This window comes from Campylobacter sp. B0100352/1, from assembly GCF_020135855.1.
Taxonomy (GTDB): Bacteria; Campylobacterota; Campylobacteria; order Campylobacterales; family Campylobacteraceae; genus Campylobacter_D; species Campylobacter_D taeniopygiae.
In genome coordinates this window covers 17,941-40,943 of sequence record NZ_JACHTP010000016.1, presented here as the reverse complement: position 1 = coordinate 40,943, position 23,003 = coordinate 17,941, and the positions used below count along the sequence as shown (strand labels likewise).

27 protein-coding genes and 1 tRNA gene are annotated in these 23,003 nt (G+C 29.9%); 17 read left to right on the top strand and 11 right to left on the bottom strand.

What is annotated here, in order from left to right; all coding sequences use genetic code 11:
• The 3 genes from H2279_RS05905 to folE form a co-directional block, all read right to left on the bottom strand.
• Nucleotides 1-932 (bottom strand): cache domain-containing protein (locus H2279_RS05905; RefSeq protein ID WP_337195903.1); only part of this gene is annotated, 932 nt, incomplete at its 3' end.
• A 351-nt stretch (nucleotides 933-1,283) separates the two neighbouring features.
• Nucleotides 1,284-2,654, bottom strand: a complete 1,371-nt coding sequence (gene fliI / locus H2279_RS05900; protein ID WP_337195902.1) for a flagellar protein export ATPase FliI — start codon at nucleotides 2,652-2,654, stop codon at nucleotides 1,284-1,286.
• Nucleotides 2,654-3,226 (bottom strand): GTP cyclohydrolase I FolE, encoded by a 573-nt coding sequence (folE, locus tag H2279_RS05895; protein WP_137624090.1) that lies wholly within the window; start codon nucleotides 3,224-3,226, stop codon nucleotides 2,654-2,656. The genes fliI and folE overlap by 1 nt, the downstream gene beginning before the upstream one ends.
• Nucleotides 3,227-3,352: 126 nt before the next feature.
• Between folE and tig the strand changes: the two genes are divergently transcribed.
• The 10 genes from tig to H2279_RS05845 are packed head-to-tail and all read left to right on the top strand — an operon-like array spanning nucleotide 3,353 to nucleotide 12,047.
• Complete coding sequence (tig, locus tag H2279_RS05890; RefSeq protein WP_337195901.1) at nucleotides 3,353-4,678, top strand: trigger factor; 1,326 nt, start codon at nucleotides 3,353-3,355, stop codon at nucleotides 4,676-4,678.
• Nucleotides 4,678-5,262 carry an ATP-dependent Clp endopeptidase proteolytic subunit ClpP gene (clpP, locus tag H2279_RS05885; protein WP_137624088.1) on the top strand — a complete coding sequence of 195 codons (585 nt, stop codon included), beginning with the start codon at nucleotides 4,678-4,680 and terminating at the stop codon, nucleotides 5,260-5,262. Before tig ends, clpP begins: the two co-directional genes overlap by 1 nt.
• 19 nt (nucleotides 5,263-5,281) lie before the next feature.
• Nucleotides 5,282-5,809, top strand: coding sequence for a peptide deformylase (gene def, locus H2279_RS05880; protein WP_337195900.1), 528 nt, complete (start codon nucleotides 5,282-5,284; stop codon nucleotides 5,807-5,809).
• Nucleotides 5,806-7,311 (top strand): YifB family Mg chelatase-like AAA ATPase, encoded by a 1,506-nt coding sequence (locus H2279_RS05875; RefSeq protein ID WP_337195899.1) that lies wholly within the window; start codon nucleotides 5,806-5,808, stop codon nucleotides 7,309-7,311. The genes def and H2279_RS05875 overlap by 4 nt, the downstream gene beginning before the upstream one ends.
• A 2-nt stretch (nucleotides 7,312-7,313) precedes the next feature.
• The gene (locus H2279_RS05870; RefSeq protein ID WP_337195898.1) at nucleotides 7,314-8,012 is read left to right on the top strand and encodes an NYN domain-containing protein; all 699 of its coding nucleotides are present in this window, start codon (nucleotides 7,314-7,316) and stop codon (nucleotides 8,010-8,012) included.
• Complete coding sequence (locus H2279_RS05865; RefSeq protein ID WP_337195897.1) at nucleotides 7,996-9,354, top strand: NAD(P)H-hydrate dehydratase; 1,359 nt, start codon at nucleotides 7,996-7,998, stop codon at nucleotides 9,352-9,354. The genes H2279_RS05870 and H2279_RS05865 overlap by 17 nt, the downstream gene beginning before the upstream one ends.
• Nucleotides 9,345-9,923 carry a phosphoribosylglycinamide formyltransferase gene (purN, locus tag H2279_RS05860; protein ID WP_337195896.1) on the top strand — a complete coding sequence of 193 codons (579 nt, stop codon included), beginning with the start codon at nucleotides 9,345-9,347 and terminating at the stop codon, nucleotides 9,921-9,923. Before H2279_RS05865 ends, purN begins: the two co-directional genes overlap by 10 nt.
• A 9-nt stretch (nucleotides 9,924-9,932) precedes the next feature.
• Nucleotides 9,933-10,652, top strand: a complete 720-nt coding sequence (locus H2279_RS05855; RefSeq protein WP_137624082.1) for a TerC family protein — start codon at nucleotides 9,933-9,935, stop codon at nucleotides 10,650-10,652.
• On the top strand, nucleotides 10,645-10,854 hold the full coding sequence (locus tag H2279_RS05850; RefSeq protein ID WP_137624081.1) for an alkylphosphonate utilization protein: 210 nt from the start codon (nucleotides 10,645-10,647) through the stop codon (nucleotides 10,852-10,854). The genes H2279_RS05855 and H2279_RS05850 overlap by 8 nt, the downstream gene beginning before the upstream one ends.
• Nucleotides 10,855-10,862: 8 nt before the next feature.
• Nucleotides 10,863-12,047, top strand: coding sequence for a metallophosphoesterase family protein (locus tag H2279_RS05845; protein ID WP_137624080.1), 1,185 nt, complete (start codon nucleotides 10,863-10,865; stop codon nucleotides 12,045-12,047).
• A 2-nt stretch (nucleotides 12,048-12,049) separates the two neighbouring features.
• On the opposite strand, the gene H2279_RS05840 is transcribed toward H2279_RS05845, so the two are convergent.
• A complete protein-coding gene (locus H2279_RS05840; protein ID WP_137624079.1) occupies nucleotides 12,050-13,417 on the bottom strand; it encodes a hemolysin family protein in 1,368 nt (455 codons plus the stop codon).
• Nucleotides 13,418-13,485: 68 nt separating this feature from the next.
• Entirely contained in the window at nucleotides 13,486-14,976 is a 1,491-nt protein-coding gene (locus tag H2279_RS05835) for a putative transporter (RefSeq protein WP_337195895.1), read from the bottom strand.
• A gap of 90 nt (nucleotides 14,977-15,066) precedes the next feature.
• On the opposite strand from H2279_RS05835, the gene H2279_RS05830 reads away from it, so the two are divergent.
• Nucleotides 15,067-16,272 (top strand): saccharopine dehydrogenase family protein, encoded by a 1,206-nt coding sequence (locus H2279_RS05830; protein WP_337195894.1) that lies wholly within the window; start codon nucleotides 15,067-15,069, stop codon nucleotides 16,270-16,272.
• An 11-nt stretch (nucleotides 16,273-16,283) separates the two neighbouring features.
• Here the strand turns inward: H2279_RS05830 and H2279_RS05825 are convergent, their stop codons facing one another.
• The 3 genes from H2279_RS05825 to H2279_RS05815 all read right to left on the bottom strand — a co-directional run bounded on the left by H2279_RS05825 (nucleotide 16,284) and on the right by H2279_RS05815 (nucleotide 17,230).
• On the bottom strand, nucleotides 16,284-16,820 hold the full coding sequence (locus H2279_RS05825) for a class I SAM-dependent methyltransferase (protein WP_337195893.1): 537 nt from the start codon (nucleotides 16,818-16,820) through the stop codon (nucleotides 16,284-16,286).
• On the bottom strand, nucleotides 16,771-16,974 hold the full coding sequence (locus tag H2279_RS05820; protein ID WP_337195892.1) for a hypothetical protein: 204 nt from the start codon (nucleotides 16,972-16,974) through the stop codon (nucleotides 16,771-16,773). The genes H2279_RS05825 and H2279_RS05820 overlap by 50 nt, the downstream gene beginning before the upstream one ends.
• Nucleotides 16,975-17,044: 70 nt before the next feature.
• Entirely contained in the window at nucleotides 17,045-17,230 is a 186-nt protein-coding gene (locus H2279_RS05815) for a helix-turn-helix domain-containing protein (RefSeq protein WP_337195905.1), read from the bottom strand.
• Between the two features lie 164 nt (nucleotides 17,231-17,394).
• Here H2279_RS05815 and H2279_RS05810 point away from each other — a divergent pair, with 164 nt between their 5' ends.
• Complete coding sequence (locus H2279_RS05810; RefSeq protein ID WP_337195891.1) at nucleotides 17,395-17,655, top strand: hypothetical protein; 261 nt, start codon at nucleotides 17,395-17,397, stop codon at nucleotides 17,653-17,655.
• A 25-nt stretch (nucleotides 17,656-17,680) separates the two neighbouring features.
• On the opposite strand, the gene sodB is transcribed toward H2279_RS05810, so the two are convergent.
• Together sodB and H2279_RS05800 are read right to left on the bottom strand one after the other, a co-directional pair.
• Entirely contained in the window at nucleotides 17,681-18,319 is a 639-nt protein-coding gene (gene sodB, locus H2279_RS05805; RefSeq protein WP_337195890.1) for a superoxide dismutase [Fe], read from the bottom strand.
• 121 nt (nucleotides 18,320-18,440) lie between these two features.
• A tRNA-Glu gene (locus H2279_RS05800) sits at nucleotides 18,441-18,515 on the bottom strand.
• Nucleotides 18,516-18,647: 132 nt separating this feature from the next.
• On the opposite strand from H2279_RS05800, the gene H2279_RS05795 reads away from it, so the two are divergent.
• The gene (locus H2279_RS05795; RefSeq protein ID WP_337195889.1) at nucleotides 18,648-19,214 is read left to right on the top strand and encodes a manganese efflux pump MntP; all 567 of its coding nucleotides are present in this window, start codon (nucleotides 18,648-18,650) and stop codon (nucleotides 19,212-19,214) included.
• Here the strand turns inward: H2279_RS05795 and miaA are convergent.
• Nucleotides 19,204-20,067: a tRNA (adenosine(37)-N6)-dimethylallyltransferase MiaA gene (miaA, locus tag H2279_RS05790; protein ID WP_137624074.1), complete on the bottom strand. Its 864-nt coding sequence runs from the start codon at nucleotides 20,065-20,067 to the stop codon at nucleotides 19,204-19,206. The genes H2279_RS05795 and miaA overlap by 11 nt on opposite strands.
• 69 nt (nucleotides 20,068-20,136) lie before the next feature.
• On the opposite strand from miaA, the gene mqnP reads away from it, so the two are divergent.
• The 4 genes from mqnP to moaA are packed head-to-tail and all read left to right on the top strand — an operon-like array spanning nucleotide 20,137 to nucleotide 23,003.
• Nucleotides 20,137-21,021 (top strand): menaquinone biosynthesis prenyltransferase MqnP, encoded by an 885-nt coding sequence (mqnP, locus tag H2279_RS05785; RefSeq protein ID WP_137624073.1) that lies wholly within the window; start codon nucleotides 20,137-20,139, stop codon nucleotides 21,019-21,021.
• The gene (locus tag H2279_RS05780; protein WP_337195888.1) at nucleotides 21,012-21,515 is read left to right on the top strand and encodes a hypothetical protein; all 504 of its coding nucleotides are present in this window, start codon (nucleotides 21,012-21,014) and stop codon (nucleotides 21,513-21,515) included. The genes mqnP and H2279_RS05780 overlap by 10 nt, the downstream gene beginning before the upstream one ends.
• Nucleotides 21,508-22,026 (top strand): DUF6115 domain-containing protein, encoded by a 519-nt coding sequence (locus H2279_RS05775; protein ID WP_137624071.1) that lies wholly within the window; start codon nucleotides 21,508-21,510, stop codon nucleotides 22,024-22,026. The genes H2279_RS05780 and H2279_RS05775 overlap by 8 nt, the downstream gene beginning before the upstream one ends.
• Before the next feature lie 14 nt (nucleotides 22,027-22,040).
• Nucleotides 22,041-23,003 carry a GTP 3',8-cyclase MoaA gene (gene moaA, locus H2279_RS05770; protein WP_337195887.1) on the top strand — a complete coding sequence of 321 codons (963 nt, stop codon included), beginning with the start codon at nucleotides 22,041-22,043 and terminating at the stop codon, nucleotides 23,001-23,003.

Genomic DNA, 23,003 nt, shown 5'->3' with positions numbered 1-23,003 from the left:
TAACGCGATACAATGAAATACATTAAAATTGTACTTAATATCACTATAGTTAATACTAAAATGATTTGAATCAGTGCAATTTTATTAATAGATTGATAAATTTTATCTGTAGGTTCGGTTATACAGGCTGTATAGTTTAAAACCGGAGAGCACATACCTAAATTTTCAACTCCACCTGCTTCAATAAGAAAAGGTTGAAATTTTCCATATTGTTTTAAGTTTTCCAACAATAAAGAAGTATTTTGAAAACCACTATTCATTTCAGAGGGATTGGAGGCAACAAATATATTGTTATTTTTATCAATTAAAAAAGCGTTTCCTGGTTTGCTCTCAAAAGTTTTTTGAAGCATTTTTAAACTTACATCAATTGCCAAAACTCCTATAAATTGACCATCTTTATAAAGGGCTTTAGAATAAGTAAATATAGTTTCATTGCTTACAGGATCAACATAGTAAGGTTGAACATAGACTGAATTTGTATTTCTAGCTCCTTGATACCATTCTCTTGTAGTGGCATCGTATCCATTATTTTTGCCATTTATTCTTAAACTTTTGCCATTTTTTTCGCTTTCAGTATCGCTTACAACGTTACTGCCATTTGCTAGACCTATATAAACAGCTAAAAGATTGGATGAGTGCTTATAGGATTTAAACAAATTTCCTATATTTGCCATTAAAGCTTCTTGGGAATTAATTTTTTCTAAAGGTAAAGATAAAACATCTTTGCTTAATTTCTGCAATGATGAAAGATTTTTGGCTCTAAAATCTTCCATATCTGTTTTTGCAACTTTAATAGCATTGATTTCAGTATTTTCTATAGTTTTAAACAATGCGTTTTTTGTAAATAAAAAACCCACAACTCCTAAAATAACCAAAGCAATAATTGCTATCACATTTGTTACAAGCGAAAGTTTAAATTTTAAACTTTTCATTACGAATTTTTCTCCTTTTTAAAAAATCAAATTTAAGATAAAATAACTCTTGATTCTATCAAAAAAAAAAAAAACAAAAATAAAAACCCGTAAAAATTTGCATTTTGTATTAAAAAATGTTACAAAAATACTCATAAAAAATATTTATTAAAATTAAATTTATCATATTAAATTTATATTAAAATTTAAACTAAATTATTTATTTTTTTATGTCACAAAAAAATCTTTGTAGTAATAAATGTGCAAAAAAATAAAAATTTATTATTTAGTTTTTAAAAATTAATTCTTTAGTATCAGTTTTTTCTTAGCTTTCAAGAATAGTTTGAGATAAAAGATTTAAAAAAGATTTTATTATTGAGATTGGTTTGGATTTGGTAAAACAGCATTCATGCTACCTGTATTTGTGGGTTGAGGAGTGGAATTGATTTGTTCTAAAAGTTTTATGGTTTCATCAAATTCAAAACTTTCTTCAGGATTTTGCCCTAAAAATTTTTGCATAAAATCTTTTTTAGCAATAGCTTCATCAAGCTCTCTATCACTTCCTTTTTGGTAAGCACCGATGCGGAGTAAAACCTCATTTTCTTTTAATAAAGAATTAAGTCTTTTAAATTTTCTTGCTAAGAGTTTGTGTTCGGGTGTAATGATATCCCCCATAACCCTTGAAGCTGAATTTTGTATATTAATAGGTGGATAAATTCCAAAATCAGTAAGTTCTCTGCTTAAAACTATGTGTCCGTCTAAAATAGATCTACTTTGATCAGCGATTGGATCACTCATATCATCTCCATCAACAAGCACGGTAAAAAATGCTGTGATAGTTCCTTTTCCTTCTTCTTTTCCAGTTCTTTCCATGAGTTGAGGCAAAAGACTTAAAACGCTAGGTGGGTATCCTTTGGTTGTAGGAGGTTCGCCAAGAGCAAGTCCTATTTCTCTTTGAGCCATAGCAAAACGCGTTACACTATCCATGATAAAAAGAACATCTTTGCCCTGTTCTTTGAAATATTCTGCTACACTCATAGCACAAAATGCACCATATTTACGCATTAAAGCACTATCATCGCTTGTTGCTACAATGATGACTGTATCGTCAAGTTTTCCACCTAAATTTTTTTGTATAAATTCGGGGATTTCACGTCCTCTTTCGCCGATTAAGGCTACTACTTTTATAGGTGCTTTTGAATTTTTAACTATCATTCCCATAAGGGTAGATTTTCCTACCCCACTTCCTGCAAAAATACCTAATTTTTGTCCTACTCCACAAGTTAATAAAGCATCAATGGTTTTAACTCCTACAGGAAAAACTTCTTCAATCAATCCCCTTTTCATCGCATCAATAGGAGCACGCATGATAGGCATGTATTTACTTACTTCAATAGGAGCTTTTCCATCTTTAGGACGCATAAAAGGATCAACCACTCGTCCCAAAAGTTCATCACTCACTCCTATTTGCATCCCAGCATCGCTGATAAAAGCACGATCCCCGATTTTAAAACCTTCTATAAAGCTAAAAGGGCTTAGATAGCTAAATTGTTCTTTGATTTCTACAACCATAGCTAAAGTATTTAAATTTGGATTTTCATTGGAAACAAGCTTAACGATATCTCCAACTCCTGTTTTAAGTCCGCGAATTTCAATACTTGTGGCTGATATTTTTGTAATCTCTCCAAAAACAGCACTTAAATTTTCTTTGCCGAGTTTGGAGCGAAGTTTTTCTAAATTCATTAAAAACGAACCTGTTTAGGGGAATTGATAAGTTCAAAAAATTCTTTGCGTGTTTTTTCATTTTTTAAAAACAACCCTCTAAGGGCTGAAGTGGAAGTAGTGGAATTAACCTTTTGCACCCCACGCATTTCCACACACATATGGCGTGCTTCTATGACAACGCCTACTCCTTTTGCATTAACATTTTCCATGAGTGCATCAGCAATTTGCTCTGTGAGTTGTTCTTGAATTTGCAAACGCCTCGCAAAAACTTCTACAAGACGAGGAATTTTACTCAAGCCCACGACTTTTTGATCGGGAATATAAGCTACATGGACGCGTCCAAAAAATGGCAAAAGATGATGTTCGCAAAGACTATAAAATTCTATATCGCGGACTAAAACCATTTCATTGTTAGAGCTTTGAAATAAGGCGTCATTTAAAACATCTTTAATATTTTCATGATAGCCTTTAGTTAAAAATTGAAAAGCCTTGAAAACGCGATTAGGAGTTTTTAATAATCCTTCTCTATTTGGATTTTCTCCTACGGATTCAAGTATGGTTGTTATACATTTTTCAAACTCTTTTTGCAAAATTATCTCCATAGTAGTTTTTGATTTTTGTCATTTTATCATAAATTGCTTTAAAATTTTATGCAAGTAATAAGGAAAAATTTGCTATTATTAAAGCTAAATTTTATTTTATAAGGAAAAATAATCATGGAAGTAAAAGCAAAGCAATTAGATTCTGTAAATGCGACTGCTAGCGTAAAAATTCCTTCGGGAATGATTAAAAATGAAGTGGAAAATTTGGCAAAAAAAGCTTCTAAAAATATAAAAATGGATGGTTTTAGACCTGGAAAAGTTCCAGTCGCAGCTGTGCTTAAAAGATATGAAAAAGAACTAACTCAAGATGCAGAACAAAATCTTTTTAAATCTGCTGTAGATAATGCTTTGAAAGAATTAAAAAAAGAGGCAAAAGAGCTTGTTGGTGAGCCTTATTTTGAAAAATTTGATCGCCAAAATGGAGAAATAATTGCAGAATTGGCACTTTCTTTCAAACCAGAACTTAAGTTAGATGGTTATGAAAAACTTATTCCAGAGTATCAAACTCCTAAAGTTACAAAAAAAGAAATTGATGAAAAAAAAGAAGAATTATTAAAAAGATTTGCAACTCCTGAAGCTATTAAAACAAAAAGAGCTTTAAAAGAGGGAGATTTTGCTAAATTTGATTTTGAAGGTTTTGTGGATGAAAAACCTTTTGATGGCGGAAAAGCTGAAAATTATATTTTAGAAATAGGTTCTAAGCAATTTATACCAGGTTTTGAAGAAGGCATGGTGGGTATGAAAATAGGAGAAGAAAAAGATATCAATGTTACTTTTCCTAAAGAATATGGAGCTCCTCATTTGGCAGGAAAAGATGCGGTATTTAAAGTAAAACTTCACGAAATTCAAGAACTTAAAATGCCAGAACTTGATGAAGAAATGGTTAAAAAACTTTTACCAAATGAAGAAAAACCAAGCGTAGAGCTTTTGGAAGAGAAATTAAAAGAGCAAATTAAAAATGAAAAATTATTTAAACTTGTAAATGATGAGTTAAAGGCTAAATTCGCAGACGCTTTAATCGCAGAATATAATTTTGATTTACCACGCGGTATAGTAGAGCAAGAAACGGATATGCAATTCCGTGCAGCATTTAATACTTTTAGTGAAAAAGAAATTGAAGAGATTAAAGCTGATAAAGAAAAATATCAACAAAAACGTGATTCTTTCAAAGAAGAAGCACAAAAAAGCGTAAAATTAACTTTTATTATTGATGAACTTGCAAAAATTCGTAAAATAGAAGTGAATGATCAAGAGCTTGTTCAAGCGATTTATTTTGAAGCGTATCGCTATGGAATGAATCCAAAAGAACATTTGGATAATTATAAAAAACAAGGAGCTTTACCAGCTGTAAAAATGGCTTTGATTGAAGAAAAACTTTTCAATGATATTTTTATGCCAAAAACAGAAAAATCAAGCAAAAAACAAAAAGAGGATAAATAATGGTTATTCCTTATGTTATTGAAAAATCAAGTCGCGGGGAAAGAAGTTATGATATTTATTCTAGGCTTTTAAAGGATAGAATTGTTATGCTTAGTGGCGAGATTCACGATGATCTTGCTGCTTCAATTGTGGCTCAACTTCTTTTTTTAGAGGCTGAAGATCCACAAAAAGATATTTATCTTTATATTAATTCTCCAGGCGGAGTGATCACAAGCGGTTTTAGTATTTATGATACTATGAATTATATTAAGCCAGATGTTTGTACTATTTGCATAGGTCAAGCAGCTTCCATGGGGGCGTTTTTATTAAGTTGTGGAGCAGAAGGCAAACGTTTTGCGTTGCCAAATTCAAGGATTATGATCCATCAACCTTTAGGTGGTGCTAGAGGACAAGCAACAGATATAGAAATTCAAGCTAAAGAAATTTTAAGACTTAAGACTATACTTAATGATATTTTGGCTAAAAATACTAAGCAAAAAGTTGCTAAAATCGCCAAAGACACAGAAAGAGATTTTTTCATGTCAGCACAAGAAGCTAAAGAGTATGGTTTAATCGATAAGGTTTTAGAAAAAAGTTTTAAATAATTTAAGGTGATGAAATTTTATGATTAGAAAGATTATTACTTATCCTAATCCTAGATTATTTTTAGAATCAGAACCTGTTGTGGAATTTGACTCAAATTTACATGATTTGCTTGATGATATGTATGAAACGATGATCGCAAGTCAAGGAGTGGGTTTGGCCGCTATACAGGTTGATATCCCTTTAAGAGCCTTATTGGTTAATATTGTAGATGAAAATGGGGAGCAAAAAAAAGAAGATTTACTTGAAATTATCAACCCTGAAATTATCCCTTTAAGTGAAGAAACGATCATTTATACTGAAGGTTGTTTGAGTATTCCTGATTTTTTTGAAGAGGTGCGACGCTATAATCATATTTTGTTAAAGTATCAAGATCGTTTTGGAGAACATAAAGAATTAGAGGCTAAAGATTTTTTAGCTGTAGCTATTCAGCATGAAAATGACCATTTAAATGGGCATTTGTTTATAGAAAAAATTTCTTTTTTAAAAAGGCAAAAATTTGATAAGGATTTTAAAAAGAAATTGAAAAATCAAAAAAAAGCTAAATGAAAAAATTAAAATGCATCAGTTATGGTGAAAATTTAGACATTATTGATGTAGAATCAACTTTTACAAGAGGTTTGCCTAATTTAAGCATAGTAGGACTTGCAAATACAGCGATCAAAGAAAGTATTGAGCGTATAAAAGCGACGCTTTTAAGTTGCGATTTTACATTTCCAGCTAAAAAAATTACTATCAATCTAAGTCCATCGGGAATTCCCAAAAGAGGATCGCATTTTGATTTAGCTATCGCTGTGCTTATTTTACTCCAAAATGAAGAATTGGACGATTTTTTTGTAGTGGGAGAATTGGGGCTTGATGGAAGTATAAAAAGCACAAATGAACTCTTTTCCCTTCTTTTGTTTTTATCCGCTAAAATAAATCATGCTAAAGTTGTTGTGCCAAAAAGCATAGCTTTAAAAGCTTCTATGATCCCTAACTTAGAAATTTATGGACTTGAAAATTTAAATGAGGCGATTGAATTTTTCAAAGAAAAAAATTATGAAAAATTTAAATTCTTGCAAAATCATCCTTTATTTAGTAATCCTTTAAAAATCAATGATGAAATTTTTATCCCTAATAATCAATTTGATTTAGATTTTAAAGATGTAAAAGGGCAGGAAAAAGCTAAAAAAGCTTGTATGATTGCTGCGCTTGGAATGCATAATATACTTTTTGAAGGAAGTCCAGGAAGTGGCAAAAGTATGTGTGCAAAACGCCTAGTTTATATTATGCCTCCTCAAAGTTTGAGTGAGGTTTTAATGCAAAATGCTTACATGTCTTTAAATTCTAAAGAATGCGAATTTGCTAAAACAAGAGCTTTTCGTCATCCGCATCACACCTCTACTAGAGCCAGTATTTTTGGAGGTGGCGCTAAGAATGCTAAAATTGGAGAGGTGGCACTCGCAAATGGAGGAGTTTTGTTTTTTGATGAATTTCCACATTTTAATAAACAAATCATAGAAAGTTTAAGAGAGCCTTTGGAGGATTATAAAATTCATATTTCAAGGGTAAATTCTAAAACCACCTATGAAACAAAATTTAGCTTTGTTGCAGCACAAAATCCTTGCCCTTGTGCTAATTTATTTTCTAAAAATTTATCTTGTACTTGCACAGATAATGAAATTAAAAAATACAAAAATCATATTTCATCTGCTGTGATGGATCGTATTGATTTGTATGTTGCCATGGATGAAATCAGTAAGGATGATAAAGCAAGTGTGACTTCTAAAGAAATGAGTGAAAAAATTTTGCAAGGCTTTATTTTTGGAAAAAAGCGAGGACAGAAAGAATTTAATGGAAAATTAAAAGATGAGGATTTACAAAATTTTTGCCCCTTAGAAAAAGATGCTAAAGATACCCTTGATTTAGCAATTTCTCGTTATAATCTTTCTTTAAGATCTGTTAATAAGGTTTTAAAAGTTTCAAGAAGTATAGCGGATTTACAAGAGAAAGAAATCATAAATAAAAGTCATATTTTAGAAACTTTAAGTTTTAGGATAAGAGGTTAATGATGGAAAATAAAAGCATAGCTATTTTTATCGATGCTGAAAATATTCCCGCAAAATACGCTAAAAGTATTTTTGATATTGCTTCAGATTATGGAGAAATTATTATCAAGCGAATTTATGGGGATTGGACTCAAAAAAATATCCAAAATTGGAAAGAGCAAATCGCGCAATACTCACTCATTGCTATGCAGCAATTTAATTTTGCAGCTAATAAAAATTCTAGCGATATGTATTTGATTACAGAAATTATGAGTGTATTTTATGAGAAAAATATCGATATTTTTGTCATTGTTTCAAGTGATAGTGATTATACTTCGCTTATACAAAAACTTAGAGAAAATAAAAAACAAGTCATTGGTATGGGACTTGAAAAATCGATACAATCTTATGTCAATGCTTTTAGTGAATTTTTTTATCTAGATCAAGATGAAAGAAAGAAAAAAACTGTTTTAAGCAATGATTATTTAAAAACCTTGATCAATATCACAGAGCAACTTATCGATGAAAAGGGTCGTGCAGAATATGCTCAAATTCGCACAAATATGAATAGAAAGTATTCTGATTTTAATCCGCAAAATTATGGATTTAAAAATTTTCGTGCTTTGATACAAAAATTTTTATCTAAAATGAAAAAATTTAAAGAAAAAAGAGAAAAAAATATTTATTTTTTAGTGGCTAAAGACGATGAAAGCTATTACTGATAATATCCAATTTTTAGAGAAAAATGCCATAAATAAAGGCTTAAGTGAAATTATTTTAATGGAAAATGCTGGCACAGCCTTAGCAAGACTTATTTCGCAAAAAGCTAAAAAATTAGGAGTTAAAAATTCTGAAATTTTATTTTTATTAGGTGGTGGTAATAACGCAGCGGATGGGCTTGTCGCTATAAGACATCTTAAAAAAGCTAAAGCTTATAAATTAGGTTTTAAAGAAAATGATATTTTTAAACAGCAAGAGCAAATTTTAATTAATTTTGGTTTTAAAATGATGAAAAAAGAGCCTAAAATTCATAAATTTAAAATCATTGTTGATTGTATTTTAGGCACAGGATCTAATAGGGCTTTGGATGAAAAGTATTGTGCATTGTTAGAAAAAATCAATAAAAGCAAAGCTTTAAAAATAGCTTGTGATATACCTACAAATTTAGGCTTTAATCCTTGTTTTAAAGCCGATATCACAGCTTGTATGGGTGCTTTAAAAGAAATTTTGCTTGAAGATTTTGCTAAGGAATTTGTAGGAAAAATAAAGCTTTTAAATTTAGGTATAAAAATGAAAAAATTTGCCCCTAAACCACAAAGTAAGCTTTTAGAAAAGAAAGATTTAAAAACGATCAAAAGAAATGCAAATTCCAATAAAGGCAAATTTGGCCATGTTTATATAGTTGGAAATTCAAGTGCGGGAACTTTAGCAGGACTTGGAGCGTTTAATTTTGGAAGTGGGCTTGTATCTTTGGTTGCTAAAAAAACTTTTTCTCCGCTTTTAATGTTAAAGCAAAAAATTTCTAATGAAGCCACAGCTATAGCTTTAGGTATGGGGCTTGAAAATTTGGATTTTTTAAAAGATGAGACTTTGCAAAATATTCCTTTAGTTTTGGATGCAAATTGTTTTTTAAGTGAAGCGATTTTGTGGTATTTAAACAGAGAAGATGTTGTGATTACTCCGCATCCAAAGGAATTTGTAAGACTTTGGAAAATGTGTTTTGATGAAGAATTAAGCGTGGAGAATTTACAGAAAAATCGCTTCTTTTATGCGAAAAAATTTGCCAAAAATTATAATTGTGTTTTGGTTCTTAAAGGAGCAAATCCTATTGTGATACAAAAAGAGAAAATATTTGTGATTAATCTAGGCAATGAAGCTTTGGCAAAAGGTGGAAGTGGAGATGTTTTAAGCGGAATGATAGCCGCACTTTTGGGAGCTAAATTTAAAGCTTTAAAAGCAGCCAAAAATGCTTGTTTGGCACATGCTTTGGTTGCTAAAAAATATAAATTTAATAAAAATAGCTTTGATGCTATAAAACTTGTAAAAGGATTAAAATGCTTATAAAATTAGCAATTCTTTTTAGTGGAAATGGGAGTAATTTAGAAAATATTTTAGAAAAACTCCACCAAAAAACTATAAGAGGCAATACTTATGAAGTAGTGCTTTGTCTTTGTAATAAAAAAAATGCTTTTGGCATACAAAGGGCTAAAAAATATGGACTTGAAAGTGTGATTGTGGAGCATGAAAATTTTTCTTCTAGGGAAGAATTTGATCAAGTTTTAGTAGAAAAAATTCAGCAAAGCGGCGCGGATTTAACCATATTGGCTGGATTTATGAGAATTTTAAGTCCGGTTTTTACAAAAAATATTAAAGCGATCAATCTTCATCCTTCTTTACTTCCACTTTTTAAAGGAGCTCATGCGATAGAAGAGAGTTTTAAAAGCGATATGAAGGTGGCTGGAGTGAGTGTGCATTGGGTCAATGAAGAACTCGATGGCGGGAAAATCATTGCTCAAAAAGCTTTTGAAAAAGAAGAAATGAATTTTGATGAATTTGAAGAAAAGATTCACAATCTAGAATATGAGATTTTACCTAATAGTGTAGTAAAAATATTTGAAAAGCAATGTAATTAAGGAAAAATAATGTTTGAATGGGTTTTTAGCTTTGATTCTTGGATCGTTTTGATCACTTTAACTGCACTTGAAATTGTGCTTGGGATTGATAATATTATTTTTTTAGCTATTTTAGTGGCTAAGTTACCTCCAAAATCTCGAGATAAAGGGCGTATTTTAGGTCTTGCTTTTGCGATGATCACACGAATTTTACTTCTTTTATCACTTTTTTGGGTTATGAAGCTCACAAAGCCTTTGTTTGATATCTTGGGTAATGAAATTTCAGGTAGGGATTTGGTGCTTTTGCTTGGAGGACTTTTTTTGATTATAAAATCCATGAAAGAAATTAAGGATCAAATTTTACACAAAGAAGAAAATGAAAGTCAATTTAAGGCGAGTAATAAACTTTGGGTAGTTGTAGCTGAAATAGCGATCATAGATATAGTCTTTTCTTTAGATAGCGTGATTACTGCTGTGGGAATTGCTAAAGACGTTACAATTATGATTATAGCAGTAATTCTTGCCGTAGCAGTGATGCTTTTTGCTTCTAAGCCGATTGCTAGTTTTGTTGAAAAATATGCTTGTATAAAAATTTTAGCACTGACTTTTTTAGTGTTAATCGGTGGCGTTTTGGTGGCCGAAGGTTTTGATTTGCATATAGATAAAGCTTATGTTTATGTAGCTATGGTTTTTGCTTTAATCGTTCAAATGTTAAATATTTTAGATCAAAGAAAGGAAAAAGATGCCTAAAGATGTTAATGGAGTCGAGTTAAATTCAGGAGATAATGTAAGCGTGATCAAGGATCTTAAAGTAAAAGGAGCTAGTGCTACTTTAAAAAGAGGGACAACCATAAAAAATATTAAATTAAGTTCAAAAGATAATGAAATTGAAGCTAGAGTGGATAAATTTGGCACTATTGTTCTTAAAACAGAATTTTTAAAGAAAATTTAGGTAAAAAGTTGCGAATTTTACTCATATTGCGAGGAAATTATTACGCAGGACAAGAAGAATTTATTGCTCAAAATCAATTACAAGATTATACGCTTGATTTAAATTTTTTTCGTTTGCTTTCTGGAAGTGTGAAAGAAGTTGCAAGTGAATATAGAAATTTAAACACTAAAAACGATACTCAGCTTTATAAAATTTTATTTACCCTTTTAGAATTGCGTATGCAAAAGGGTGAATTTTGTATTATTAATGCTTATGATCAAGTTTTGAAAAATTATAAAGAATTAGCGAATAAATATCGCTATACAGTTTATATTGTAGAATTTAAAAGCTCTTTAGAGCAATGTTTTACAAAAAATATACAAAAAGCCAAAGAAAAAGGTTTTTTAATCCCTTACGCCCTTTTAGAAAGAATGCATTTTTTACTGGAAAAAACTCCTAAAAAATATCCGATTTTAACTCCTCAAAATTGGAGAGAATGTCTTTATAAAATCCCTGATTTAAGTGCTTATAAAAAGATTCACCATATAGGAGATATACAAGGGTGCTATAGTGTTTTAAGAGAATATATTAAAAAAATCAAAGAAGATGAGTATTATATTTTTTTAGGAGATTATATTAATAGAGGCATAGAAAATGGTAAGGTTTTGAAATTTTTATTAAAAATTTGCGAAAAAGAAAATGTGTGCTTGTTGGAAGGAAATCATGAAAAATATCTTATAAATTGGGCAAATGGAGAATTTGCTAATTCTAAGGAATTTAATGAAAATACATTAAAAGATTTTAAAAAAGAAAAACTCACCCCAAATGACGCGCAAAAATTTTATCCTTATTTAAAAGAGTGTTTGTATTATAAATTTGAAGATAAATTGATTTTTTGTTCTCATGGAGGTGTAAATGTCTTGCCTTCTGAACCTTGGCAGATTAGCTTTATGCCAAGTTATGATTTTATTTATGGAGTTGGGCATTGTGAAAATAGCCAAAGCATTGCTAATCAGTTTTGCAATTTAAACAAAGAAAATATTTATCAAATTTTTGGGCATAGAAATAGAGAAAAGCTACCAACTCAAATTGCAAAGCGTGTTTTTTTATGTGAAGGGAAAATCGATGCTGGGGGTTATTTACGCGTAGTGACTTTAAATAAAGAAGGTTTTAAGTGTATAGAAATAAAAAATAATATTTATAGAAAGAAGTAAGATTAGCTTACTTCTTCTTCATTGCCGGTTTTTTTTACAACCTTAACTCGCTCTATGGAATTTCCATCCATTTTTTTAACTTCATAATAACAAAGCTCATCTTCTATGCGATCGCCAACCACTGGCAAACGACCCAATAGATTAAAAACATAGCCTCCTATAGTAACTTGTTCAAGATCTTCATTATAGCTGATTAAAAGCATTTCTTCGACGGTTTCTATATCGCAACGTCCTTGAAATTCATAAATATTATCAGCAAGTTTTTTGTAACTATCTTCTTCATTTTCATTTTTAATCTCGCCGATAATTTCTTCCATGATATCTTCCATGGTTAAAATTCCAGCAGTACCGCCATACTCATCAATAACAAGTGCAGTATGAGATCTTTCTTTATTCATTCTTACTAAAACTTTTGAAATGCTGATATTTTCAGGAACTAAAATAAGAGGTTTAACAAAAGAATCTAAATTTTTACTTTTAGAATTGAGTTCATTTTGGACGATATCGCGTATATGAATCATACCCAAAATGCTATCTTTAGAACCGTCTATATAAGGAAAACGTGTGTGTTTGTGCTCACAAATAATTTGCATATTTTCCTCATAAGTTTTTTGTTTATTTAAGCAAATCATATCCTTACGCGGTGTCATAACCTCTTTTGCAACTGTATCTGAAAAATCAACTGCATTGCGGATAATTTCAGTTTCAAATTCATCTAAAACTCCGCCTTTTTGACTTTCACTTGCAATGATTTTAATCTCTTCTTCGCTGTGGGTTAATTCACTTTCTTTAGCGGGTTTGATTCCAAAAATTTTTAAATTTATTGCTGCTAGAAAATCAAAAATTTTAATAAAAGGCAAAAAGAGTATCCAAAACCAATTTAAAGGTCTAGCTATCCAAAGTACAGCTTTATCAGCTATAGCTATAGCTATTGATTTTGGCACAAGTTCTCCTAAAACCACATGTAAAAGAGTGATAATGCTAAAGGCGATAATAAAAGAAATAGTATGAATAAGAACAGCATTAAAACCTAATTTTAATAAAGCAGATTCAAGCATTTTTGCAACGGCTGGTTCACCGATCCAACCTAAAGCAAGAGAGCTTAAAGTTATACCTAATTGACAAGCACTCAAGTAAGTATCAAGTCTAGAAGTAACTTCCAATGCCTTTTTAGCACCTGATTTTTTTTCTTTAACCATTTCTTCGATTTTTGTTCGTCTTACTTTAACAATACTAAATTCAGATAAAACGAAAAATCCATTTAAAAGCACCAAAAGCAGTGCAACAAAAACCATAAATATAGAATATCCTATATCAAAAGATGATGAAGGTAAAGTTTGATTTAGATCAAAAACCTGACTGGGGTCCAATGAAACTCCTTATAATTAAAATAAAATACTTAATTATACAATTAAAAGTAAATTTTTTGCTTAATTTTTTATTTTAAAGATTTTTTATAATCTATATTGATTTCAAATTCTTTTAAACGCTTATAAATACTTCTAAGTTGGGTAATAGTTGTCCAATTTGTGATAAAAACGCTAAAAGAACTTCTGACTTGATCAAATGCATTATTGATTTGCATTACAATTCCAAGCGTAATAATACCTCCAAAAAGACTTGGAGCCATGATTAAAAACGGAATAATAACAATAATTTGCTCAAATAAAATAAGCCAAATATTAAAATAACCATAATGTAAGAAAAGTCTTTTGTAGCTAAATTTAAGTCCAGTAAAAAGTTCTATTATGGTTTCATTTTTCGCAAATTTTTCTCGGTTATCTTCGGCATAGACTAATTCCTTCCTAAAGGCCGCTTCTACTTTTTGATTGTTATATTCAAGTCCTGGAAGTTTAATCCCTACAAACCAAGAAGCTATCAAACCACCCAAAGAAATAAAAAGGGCAACATAAACAAGTAACCCATCTGTATTTTTTAAAAAATAAAAGCTTGAATTTTCATCCAAATTTAAAAACAATGCCTTAGTAGCTAAATCACTTAAATTCCACAAAATAGGAATAAAAGCTATAAGAGTCATTAAAGCTTTTACAAACGAAAGTCCAAGACTTTCTACAATTTTAGAAAAATTATAAACATCTTCTTGAATTCTTTGAGAACTTCCTTCGATATTGTCATTTTTATTTTTCCAAAATTTTAAATAAGAAAAAGTCATGGCTTCTCGCCATTTAAAAGCATAAACGCTTGCAAAATAAATATTAATTGTTGCAATGAGAACATAAGGGATGGCAATGCCTAAAAAAACAAAAATGAGTGAATAAAAATCTTGCAAATCATAAAAAGGTTTTTCAAGTATCGCGGGTGTTTGAAGAAAATATTTTAATAAATTTTGATAATAATAAATTGCAAATTTATTAATAAAATTAGCATTTTCAAAAGAATTTTTAGCTTGTTCTTTCGCCTTTATAATGCTTTGCACTACTGAATTAATTTGATCTAGAGATAAATTTTTATCTTTAATTTTTTGAGAAATTTGCGTTAAGTTTTGTTCTTTATAATCTTTTTGTTCTTCTAAAATTTGGATAATTTGCCTAAAAATATCTTTGTCAATATAGGATGAATTTTGCGTGGTTTCTATATTTAGTCTTTGTTTGTTTTCATTTTGAATTTCTTGAATTTTTTTAGCTTTGGCTTTTTCATACACAAAACTTTGATTATAGTCTTTAGAGTCAATGTCAAGTTCTCTAAGTAAAGAAGGAGTGATTTTAAAATCTTGCTTGAATTTTGCTTCGTCAAAATTTAAAACAATGGCATTAATTTTTGGTTTTTGGATGGTGTTATAAAAGTCATTATACCAAGAATTAAGTGCCACATTAAAACTTGTTTGCAAATATAAAAAAAGCAAAAGCAAAAAAAGCCCTAAATAAGCCCACAAAGCCCACTTTTTAGAAGCAAAAAAAGAATGAAACATCAATCTCCTTATTTATTTATATTTTGATATTCTACTTTAGCAAGGTAAAAAATGATATAATATAACTTTAGTTTATTAAAGGAATGAAGAATGAAAAATCTTTTAATCATAGGCGCAGGAGGTGTTAGTCGCGTAGCTACTGTAAAATGCGCAATGAATTCTGATACTTTTTCTAAAATCACTTTAGCCAGTAGAACTAAAAGCAAATGTGATGAAATTGCCGCTTTTATTAAAGAACGTTTGGGGGTGCAAATTCAAACCGCACAAATTGATGCTGATGATAGTGATGCGGTTGTAGAGCTTATCAAAAAAACAGGGGCGCAAATTTTGCTTAATGTTGCTTTACCTTATCAAGATTTAAGCTTAATGGATGCTTGTATAAAGGCAGGAATTCATTATATAGATACAGCAAATTATGAACACCCTGATTTAGCTAAATTTGAATACAAAGAACAATGGGCCAGAAATGAAAAATTCAAAGAAAATGGAATTTTAGGACTTTTAGGAAGTGGATTTGATCCAGGGGTGACTAATGTTTTTTGCGCTTATGCTCAACAAAATTTATTTGATGAAATTCATTATATTGATATTTTAGATTGCAATGCGGGTGATCATGGTTATGCTTTTGCAACTAATTTTAATCCAGAAATTAACTTACGCGAAGTTTCAGCTAAAGGGCGTTACTGGGAAAATGGGCAATGGATAGAAACAGAACCGATGCAAATAAAAATGGAATGGGATTATCCAGAAGTTGGAGTCAAAGATAGCTATTTGCTTTATCATGAAGAGCTTGAAAGTTTAGTTAAAAATATCAAAGGACTTAAAAGAATTCGATTCTTTATGACTTTTGGTCAAAGTTATCTTACCCACATGAAATGCCTTGAAAATGTTGGAATGCTTGGAATTAAACCTGTAATGCATCAAGGAAGAGAAATTATTCCGATTGAATTTTTAAAGACTTTATTGCCAGATCCTGCAAGTTTAGGTCCTAGAACTAAAGGTTATACTAATATAGGTTGTGTGATACGCGGGATTAAAGATGGCAAGGATAAGCAAATTTATATTTATAATGTTTGCAATCATGAAGAATGCTATAAAGAAACTGGCGCACAAGCAGTAAGTTACACTACAGGAGTTCCTGCGATGATAGGCACTAAGCTAATTGCTAAAGGAATTTGGCAAGGTCAAGGCGTGTTTAATATGGAGGAATTTGACGCTAAACCTTTCATGGATGAACTTAATTCTAGTGGGCTTCCTTGGAAAATCATCGAAATGACGCCAAATTTAGGGGAGTAAGTGTAAAACACTTACTTTTGCCCTATGTAGATAAAATGTTGCACACTACCTTCAAAATTATAAAGATTAATAAGCTCGTAATCACCCCAAAATAAAGGCTTGAAAGGTTTAAAATCTTCTTTTAGTTCTTCAATATCTTTGGTAAAGCGAATAAAAGAAGAACCGCTTAATCTACCGCTTGGACATCCTTTGACTTCGCGTAAGCCATTTTCCATAACCTCTCCTCTTTCACACATGCTGTAACCTTTATCACTCATCATAGTTGCGAAGATAATAGCACCTTTATTGCAAATATCATATAATTCTTGAACGGTTTGTTTAAAACTTTCAAAAGGAAGATAATAAAGACTTTGATTGGCTAAAATCAAATCCATTTTTACATTAAAAAGATTTTTTATACTTGAATTTGGAGCAATAACATGAAAATTGTTAGAATTTAATTTAGGATCTCTTTGCCAAATTTCTTTTAAACTAGGAACTATATCTAAGCCGTAAGCTTTATACCCCCCCCCCCGTAGTGTCTTGAAGATATTTAGAATGCACACCATTACCACAACCAAAATCTAGCAAATTTCCGCTTGTTTTATTGAGTTTATATTTTAAAATTCTTTCATAAAACCTTATAACATGACCATCAGGATATTGTAATCCATAGCCTTCTTTTTCGTATTTTTGAGTGTAAGCAGATAAAGAATTATCCATAAATTTCTCCTTTGTGTTTAGATGTAAAGTATAATATTATATAAAAAATTAAAAAATAAAAATTTAATATTTAGATTTCAATATTTTGAAAAAAATCAGAAATTTCAACTTGTAATACTTTTGATATTTTGTATAAATGTTCTAAATTAAAATGGATATTATTATATCCAGATTCAGCTCCACCCACCAAAGAACAAGATTTATAACCTATTTCTAAGCTAAGTTCTAATTGAGACAAACCTTTTTCTTTTCTAATTCTCGCAACATTCTTATCTACATTTCTATGAAATTGTTCGATTCTTGCTATTATAATAGATTAAATTAGAAAGGAAGTTTTTATGAAAAAACTAGAAATGTTAGTTTTAGTATTATTTATTTGAGGTTGTGGAAGTGGAGAACCTCCTATTCAAATTGAAACTTTTGAACAATATAATCCATTTATTTCATTCAAAATCAAAATTTTTAAAAATTACTTCTTTGGTGGATTCTGTGAAAATTACCGATATAGTCCCTAATCGTGGAAAATGCAAAGTTGGGGGCATTTTAGATCAAGGCAAAGTTAAAATTAATAAAATATTGAAATACGGACAAGTCTGGGACTATATCCCTATAACTGGATGTGGTAAATTGTTAGAAGTTCAAGTAAAAACGGATAAAGGAGAATGGAATTTTAAATTTTAACTATTCCGCATAAAGCGGAATAGAATCATTTTACTGGATGAAGTTCGTTAGCATAGAAGCTGATTGAATTTATACCTTCTTTTAAAGCCCACTCATAAGCTTTTGATACAAAATCCCAATTGATATGAGCATAGAATTTTTCCAAATAAGCAGGACGAGCATTACGATGATCTACATAATAAGCATGTTCCCAAACATCGACTACAAGTAAAGGAATTTTATCTTCAGTGATAGGAGTAGCAGCATTTGAAGTTGCAATTAATTCTAATTTTTGATTTTTGCTGTTATAAACAAGCCAAAACCATCCAGATCCAAAAAGACCTGTAGCTCCTTTAATAAATTCAGCTTTAAAATTCTCTAAAGAACCGAATTCTTTTTCTAAAGCTGCCTTTAAATCCCCTTTTATTTCACAGGCATTTGGAGTGATACAATCAAAATAAAAATCATGATTATAAACTTGAGCTGCATTATTAAAAATTCCACCATTTGATGATTTGATAATGCTTACAAGATCTTTATTTGCAAATTCCGTATCTTTAATAAGATTATTTAAATTAGTTACATAAGTATTATGATGTTTTCCATAATGATAATTAAATGTTTCAGCACTTAAAAAATCGCCAAAAGCATTGATATCATAAGGTAGTTTTCTTAATTCAAACATATTTTCTCCTTTTTTATTTTTGATAAAATATTGTAACATAAAAAGTTATAAAAAAGTAATTTAAAATAAGCTTTATGAAAAATATTTTTTTAGATTTTTAATTTTTTGGTAGATTTATGAGTGGTGACCCATACGAGACTCGAACTCGTGTTACCGCCGTGAAAGGGCGATGTCCTAACCGCTAGACGAATGGGCCTTTTATACATTTTTGAAAATTAATAAAGCGAAATTATATATTTTTAATTCTTAAATATCCATTAAAATTATTTTATCTATGAAAAAATTAATATTTTTTTGATTATAATTTCATTTTATTTTTGGAGTTTTTATGGATTATTTAAGTCTTATTTTTCTTTCTTGTGCTTTAGCAATGGATGCCTTTGCAGTTTCTTTGTGTAAGGGTTTTAGTGTTAAGAGATTAAATTTGAAACATTATTGTATTGTGGGTGCTTATTTTGGTGGTTTTCAAGCCTTAATGCCTGTTTTTGGATATATTATTGGCTTAAGTTTTGCGTCTTTTGTGGCAAGTATTGATCATTGGATAGCATTTATTTTACTCGGTTTTATTGGGGTAAAAATGATCAAAGAAGCACTTGAAAATGAAGAATGTGATATTCATGCTAATCAGTTTGATTTTAAGATTATGTTTTCTTTGGCTATTGCGACTAGCATTGATGCTTTAGCGGTTGGAGTTAGTTTTGCATTTTTAGAAACTCCTTTGTTTATAGCAGTTTTATTTATCGGTTTTATCACTTTTGTATTTTGCGTTTTAGCTTTGAAAATAGGTAATAAATTTGGAGTTTTCTTAAAAAATAAAGCCGAATTTTTAGGAGGGGCTGTTTTGATTATTTTGGGTGTAAAAATTTTAATCGAGCATTTGTTTTTTAATGCGTGAATTTTTGTTTTAAAATTTCAAAAGCTTCATTAAAATTTAAAGCTATGCTTTGAAATTTTCTATTAAATGTTCTTTGTCGTTTGGCAAGTTGTGCAGTGTGCGTTGTGATTAAATTTTCAAGTTCATCAAAAGAAATTTTTCCATCTAAATATTCTTTACATTCTTTTAAACCTATGCAATTTAAAGCTTTAGTGTCGCGATGAAATTGAGAAAAAAGCTTTTTAGCTTCTTCTAAAAGACCTTCTTCAAGCATTTTTTTAGTTCTCATTTTTATGCGATCTCTTAGCAAATTACGCTCCCAAACGATTTCATAAATTTCTATATTTTTCAAAACTCCTTCTTTTTGCGTTTGCTTTAAAAAAATACTAGGAATTTCTTTTGTGATCTCATAAATACTCAACCATTTTTTCAAACGATAAGTGTCATTTTTTTCCACTTTAAAACTAGGATCGATTTTGCACATTAAAGAGTAAATTTCATCATTGCTTAGATCAGTTTTTATTTCTTCTATTTTTTGGCTTAAGCCATCCATCATGGTTTTTAAATAAAATCCAGTTCCGCCTGTTATAATTAAAGGTAAATTTCTTAATTTGGCAAATTCTTTAGCCTTTTGGTATTCTTTGATAAATAACTCCACATTAAAATGCTCATCAACACTGATTAAATCTATGCCAAAATAATGAAAATTTTCAAGTTCTTCTTTAGAAGGTTTAGCACTTGCAATATTGATTTCTTTATACACACAAAGACTATCAAGGCTTAAAATAACTGCATTAAAATTTTTGGCTAATAAATTAGCCAGATGAGTTTTTCCACTCGCAGTTGTTCCGATAATAGCTATTTCAAAAAACATAAAATGAATTTATCCTAAAATTTATTAAAATTTGAGTAAAATCATAGCAAAAATTTTTAAAGCGGAAAAATGAATTTATTTTGGACAAAATTTAAAGATATTTTAGAACTTATTGTATTTAAGCATTCTATTTTTGCCTTACCTTTTTTGTTTTCATCGATGATTGTGGGCTCAAAGCTTGCAAATGGTACAGCTTGGTTTGGTTTTAAGGCTTTGATTTTGGGTATTATTTGTGCTGTGAGTGCTAGAAATTTTGCGATGGCAAGTAATCGTTTAATGGATGAAGATATAGATAAAGATAATCCACGTTGTGCTAATCGTCCCAATATAAGCGGAAAAATTGGTAAGAAAAGTATTTGGATATTTATTATTTTAAACGCTTTGATTTTTGTGCTTTGTTCTTATTTTATTAATCCTTTGGCTTTTTATCTTTCTTTTCCGGTACTTTTTGTTTTGGCAATTTATTCTGCTTTTAAGCGTTTTAGCTCTTTGGTACATTTGGTTTTAGGCTTTTGTTTGGGTTTAGCTCCTATAGCTGGAAGTGTTATCGTGATGGGTGAAATTCATATTTATAGTGTTGTTTTATGTTTAGGGGTTACTTTTTGGACTGCCGGATTTGATTTGCTTTATTCTTTACAAGATATGGATTATGATAAAAAAACGGGACTTTTTTCAATCCCTGCTCAATTTGGTGCTAAAGCAACTTTACTGATTTCTGCCTTTTTTCATGTTTTAGCTGTATTATTTTGGTTGCTTTTTGTTTGGCAAGTTTGGGGTATAGCTTTGGGATATATTTCATTATTTGGTGTATGTATTTGTGGCGTGATTTTGCTTTTTGAACATAAAATTGTTCATAATAATTTTGATCGTATTGATAGAGCATTTTTTACTTTAAATGGCTATTTGAGTATGATATTTTTTATTTTTATTTTGGTTGATTTATTATGGAATTAAAATTATTTAAAGCTGGATTTGAAGCTGATTTGGAAAGTTGCAAGATAGAGGATAATCATTTTTTACAAGAATATCTTAAACTCGGAGCCATTTCACAGCTTTCAAAATGGAAAAAAATGGCCACTCGTATTGATTTTAGCGACGGAGAAAAGATAATTTTTGATTTAATTTTAAGTTTAAAAGAAGATATTTTAAGGGTAGAAAGCGCTATACATAAAGATGAAGAACTTATGCCTTTAAAACAAAAATCCATCGTAGAATCTTTAAATTTTGAACATCTTAATTTTTTAGAAAATATTTTAGAAATTGATCAAGAATACTACATAAGGTTTAGTCTTAATAATCAAAAAATGGCGCTTTTTGCAAAAGCTAAAAGTCAAACCTTAGCACAAATCATTAAGATTAAGCCAGAAGATAAAACAGCATTTGATGCCTTTGTTGTTGAGATACAAAGAGATATGATTAGAAATAAAAAGGAGCTAGAACATGAGTAATGATGTGATTTATTTGGTTTTTGTATTTGTGCTTTTAGTTGCAATGTTAGCTTATATTAATATCAAAGAAAGAGAAAACAATACAAAACTTACAAAGCTTCAAGGAGTGATTGAGGATATAACTAAAGAAATGCATTATTTTCGCAAAGAACTTGGGATAAAAGAAGAAGATGAAAATGATGAAGAAGACTATAAAATCACACTTTTGAAAGAAGAAATGCAAATTGAACTTGAAAAACAAATCAGTGCTAAAATTACTCCTGTTTTAAGAACTCTTAAAACGATGGAGCATATCATAGAGGATTTTCAAAATGAACAGCAAAATCGTCTTTTAAATTTAGAGCAAAAAGCACAAAGTATGACTAAGCTTACTCCAAATTATGATACAGAAGAACAAAAAATTATTGATCTGTTTAAAGAAGGAAAAACCATAGAGCAAATCGCCAAAGACTTAAGGATAGGAATTGGAAATGTTGAGCTTGTTTTAAAATTTAAACAGCTTATAAAATAACATTAGGGGTTTTAATGCTAATTGACCAATTTGGTAGAAAAATTGATTATCTTAGAATTTCGGTAACTCAGCGTTGTAATTTTCGTTGTCTTTATTGTATGCCAAAAATTCCATTTAATCACCAACCTAAAGAAAATTTATTGAGTTTTGAAGAACTTTTTTTATTTGTAAAAGCAGCCATTGATGAAGGAATTGAAAAAATTCGCATTACCGGAGGTGAGCCTTTATTGCGTAAAGATTTAAGTATCTTTATTAAAATGATTCATGATTATAAAAAAGAGCTTGATTTAGCGATCACAACGAATGGATTTTTATTAAAAGACTTTGCTAAAGATCTTAAAAATGCAGGCTTAAAACGTTTAAATGTTTCACTGGATACCTTAGATGAAAAAAAGGCAAAACAATTAGCACAAAAAGATGTTTTATCAAGTGTTTTAGCTGGAATTGAAGAAGCTTTAAATGTTGGATTAAAAGTTAAGTTAAATACCGTTGCGCTTAAAAATTTAAATGATGATGAGCTTATAGCTCTTTTAGAATTTGCTAAAGCTAAAAATATACAAATTCGTTTTATAGAATTTATGGAAAATACTCACGCTTATGGAAAATTGCAAGGTTTAAAAAGAGATGAGATTATCCAAATTTTAAGCCAAAAATATGATGTAAAACTCATTAAAAAGGCGGAAAAAGCTCCAGTGAGTCTTTATAGTGCTAATGATTATGAATTTGGGATCATTGATCCACATAGTCATGAATTTTGCGATTCTTGCAATCGCATCCGTCTTAGTGCTGAAGGGCACTTAATACCTTGTCTTTATTTTGATGAAGCTTTGAGTATTAAAGAGGCAATTAGAAAAGGTGATGTAAAAGCTGCTGTGGAAATTTTACAAGAAGTATTACGTAATAAGCCTGAAAAAAATAAATGGAGTGTTGTAGATAATGAAACTTCATTGCGTGCTTTTTACCAAACCGGAGGTTAA

Bases quoted from the DNA above. Each gene is read 5' to 3' on its own strand.
- clpP (WP_137624088.1), top strand. From the start codon at position 4,678: ATGGTTATTCCTTATGTTATTGAAAAATCAAGTCGCGGGGAAAGAAGT.
- H2279_RS05825 (WP_337195893.1), bottom strand. From the start codon at position 16,820: ATGGTGTGCATTCTAAATATCTTCAAGACACTACGGGGGGGGGGGTAT.
- def (WP_337195900.1), top strand. From the start codon at position 5,282: ATGATTAGAAAGATTATTACTTATCCTAATCCTAGATTATTTTTAGAA.
- H2279_RS05855 (WP_137624082.1), top strand. From the start codon at position 9,933: ATGTTTGAATGGGTTTTTAGCTTTGATTCTTGGATCGTTTTGATCACT.
- H2279_RS05850 (WP_137624081.1), top strand. From the start codon at position 10,645: ATGCCTAAAGATGTTAATGGAGTCGAGTTAAATTCAGGAGATAATGTA.
- fliI (WP_337195902.1), bottom strand. From the start codon at position 2,654: ATGAATTTAGAAAAACTTCGCTCCAAACTCGGCAAAGAAAATTTAAGT.
- H2279_RS05820 (WP_337195892.1), bottom strand. From the start codon at position 16,974: ATGGATAATTCTTTATCTGCTTACACTCAAAAATACGAAAAAGAAGGC.
- purN (WP_337195896.1), top strand. From the start codon at position 9,345: ATGCTTATAAAATTAGCAATTCTTTTTAGTGGAAATGGGAGTAATTTA.
- H2279_RS05775 (WP_137624071.1), top strand. From the start codon at position 21,508: ATGAGTAATGATGTGATTTATTTGGTTTTTGTATTTGTGCTTTTAGTT.
- H2279_RS05870 (WP_337195898.1), top strand. From the start codon at position 7,314: ATGGAAAATAAAAGCATAGCTATTTTTATCGATGCTGAAAATATTCCC.
- H2279_RS05865 (WP_337195897.1), top strand. From the start codon at position 7,996: ATGAAAGCTATTACTGATAATATCCAATTTTTAGAGAAAAATGCCATA.
- H2279_RS05780 (WP_337195888.1), top strand. From the start codon at position 21,012: ATGGAATTAAAATTATTTAAAGCTGGATTTGAAGCTGATTTGGAAAGT.
- H2279_RS05875 (WP_337195899.1), top strand. From the start codon at position 5,806: ATGAAAAAATTAAAATGCATCAGTTATGGTGAAAATTTAGACATTATT.
- sodB (WP_337195890.1), bottom strand. From the start codon at position 18,319: ATGTTTGAATTAAGAAAACTACCTTATGATATCAATGCTTTTGGCGAT.
- moaA (WP_337195887.1), top strand. From the start codon at position 22,041: ATGCTAATTGACCAATTTGGTAGAAAAATTGATTATCTTAGAATTTCG.
- miaA (WP_137624074.1), bottom strand. From the start codon at position 20,067: ATGTTTTTTGAAATAGCTATTATCGGAACAACTGCGAGTGGAAAAACT.
- H2279_RS05795 (WP_337195889.1), top strand. From the start codon at position 18,648: ATGGATTATTTAAGTCTTATTTTTCTTTCTTGTGCTTTAGCAATGGAT.
- mqnP (WP_137624073.1), top strand. From the start codon at position 20,137: ATGAATTTATTTTGGACAAAATTTAAAGATATTTTAGAACTTATTGTA.
- H2279_RS05830 (WP_337195894.1), top strand. From the start codon at position 15,067: ATGAAAAATCTTTTAATCATAGGCGCAGGAGGTGTTAGTCGCGTAGCT.
- H2279_RS05835 (WP_337195895.1), bottom strand. From the start codon at position 14,976: ATGTTTCATTCTTTTTTTGCTTCTAAAAAGTGGGCTTTGTGGGCTTAT.
- tig (WP_337195901.1), top strand. From the start codon at position 3,353: ATGGAAGTAAAAGCAAAGCAATTAGATTCTGTAAATGCGACTGCTAGC.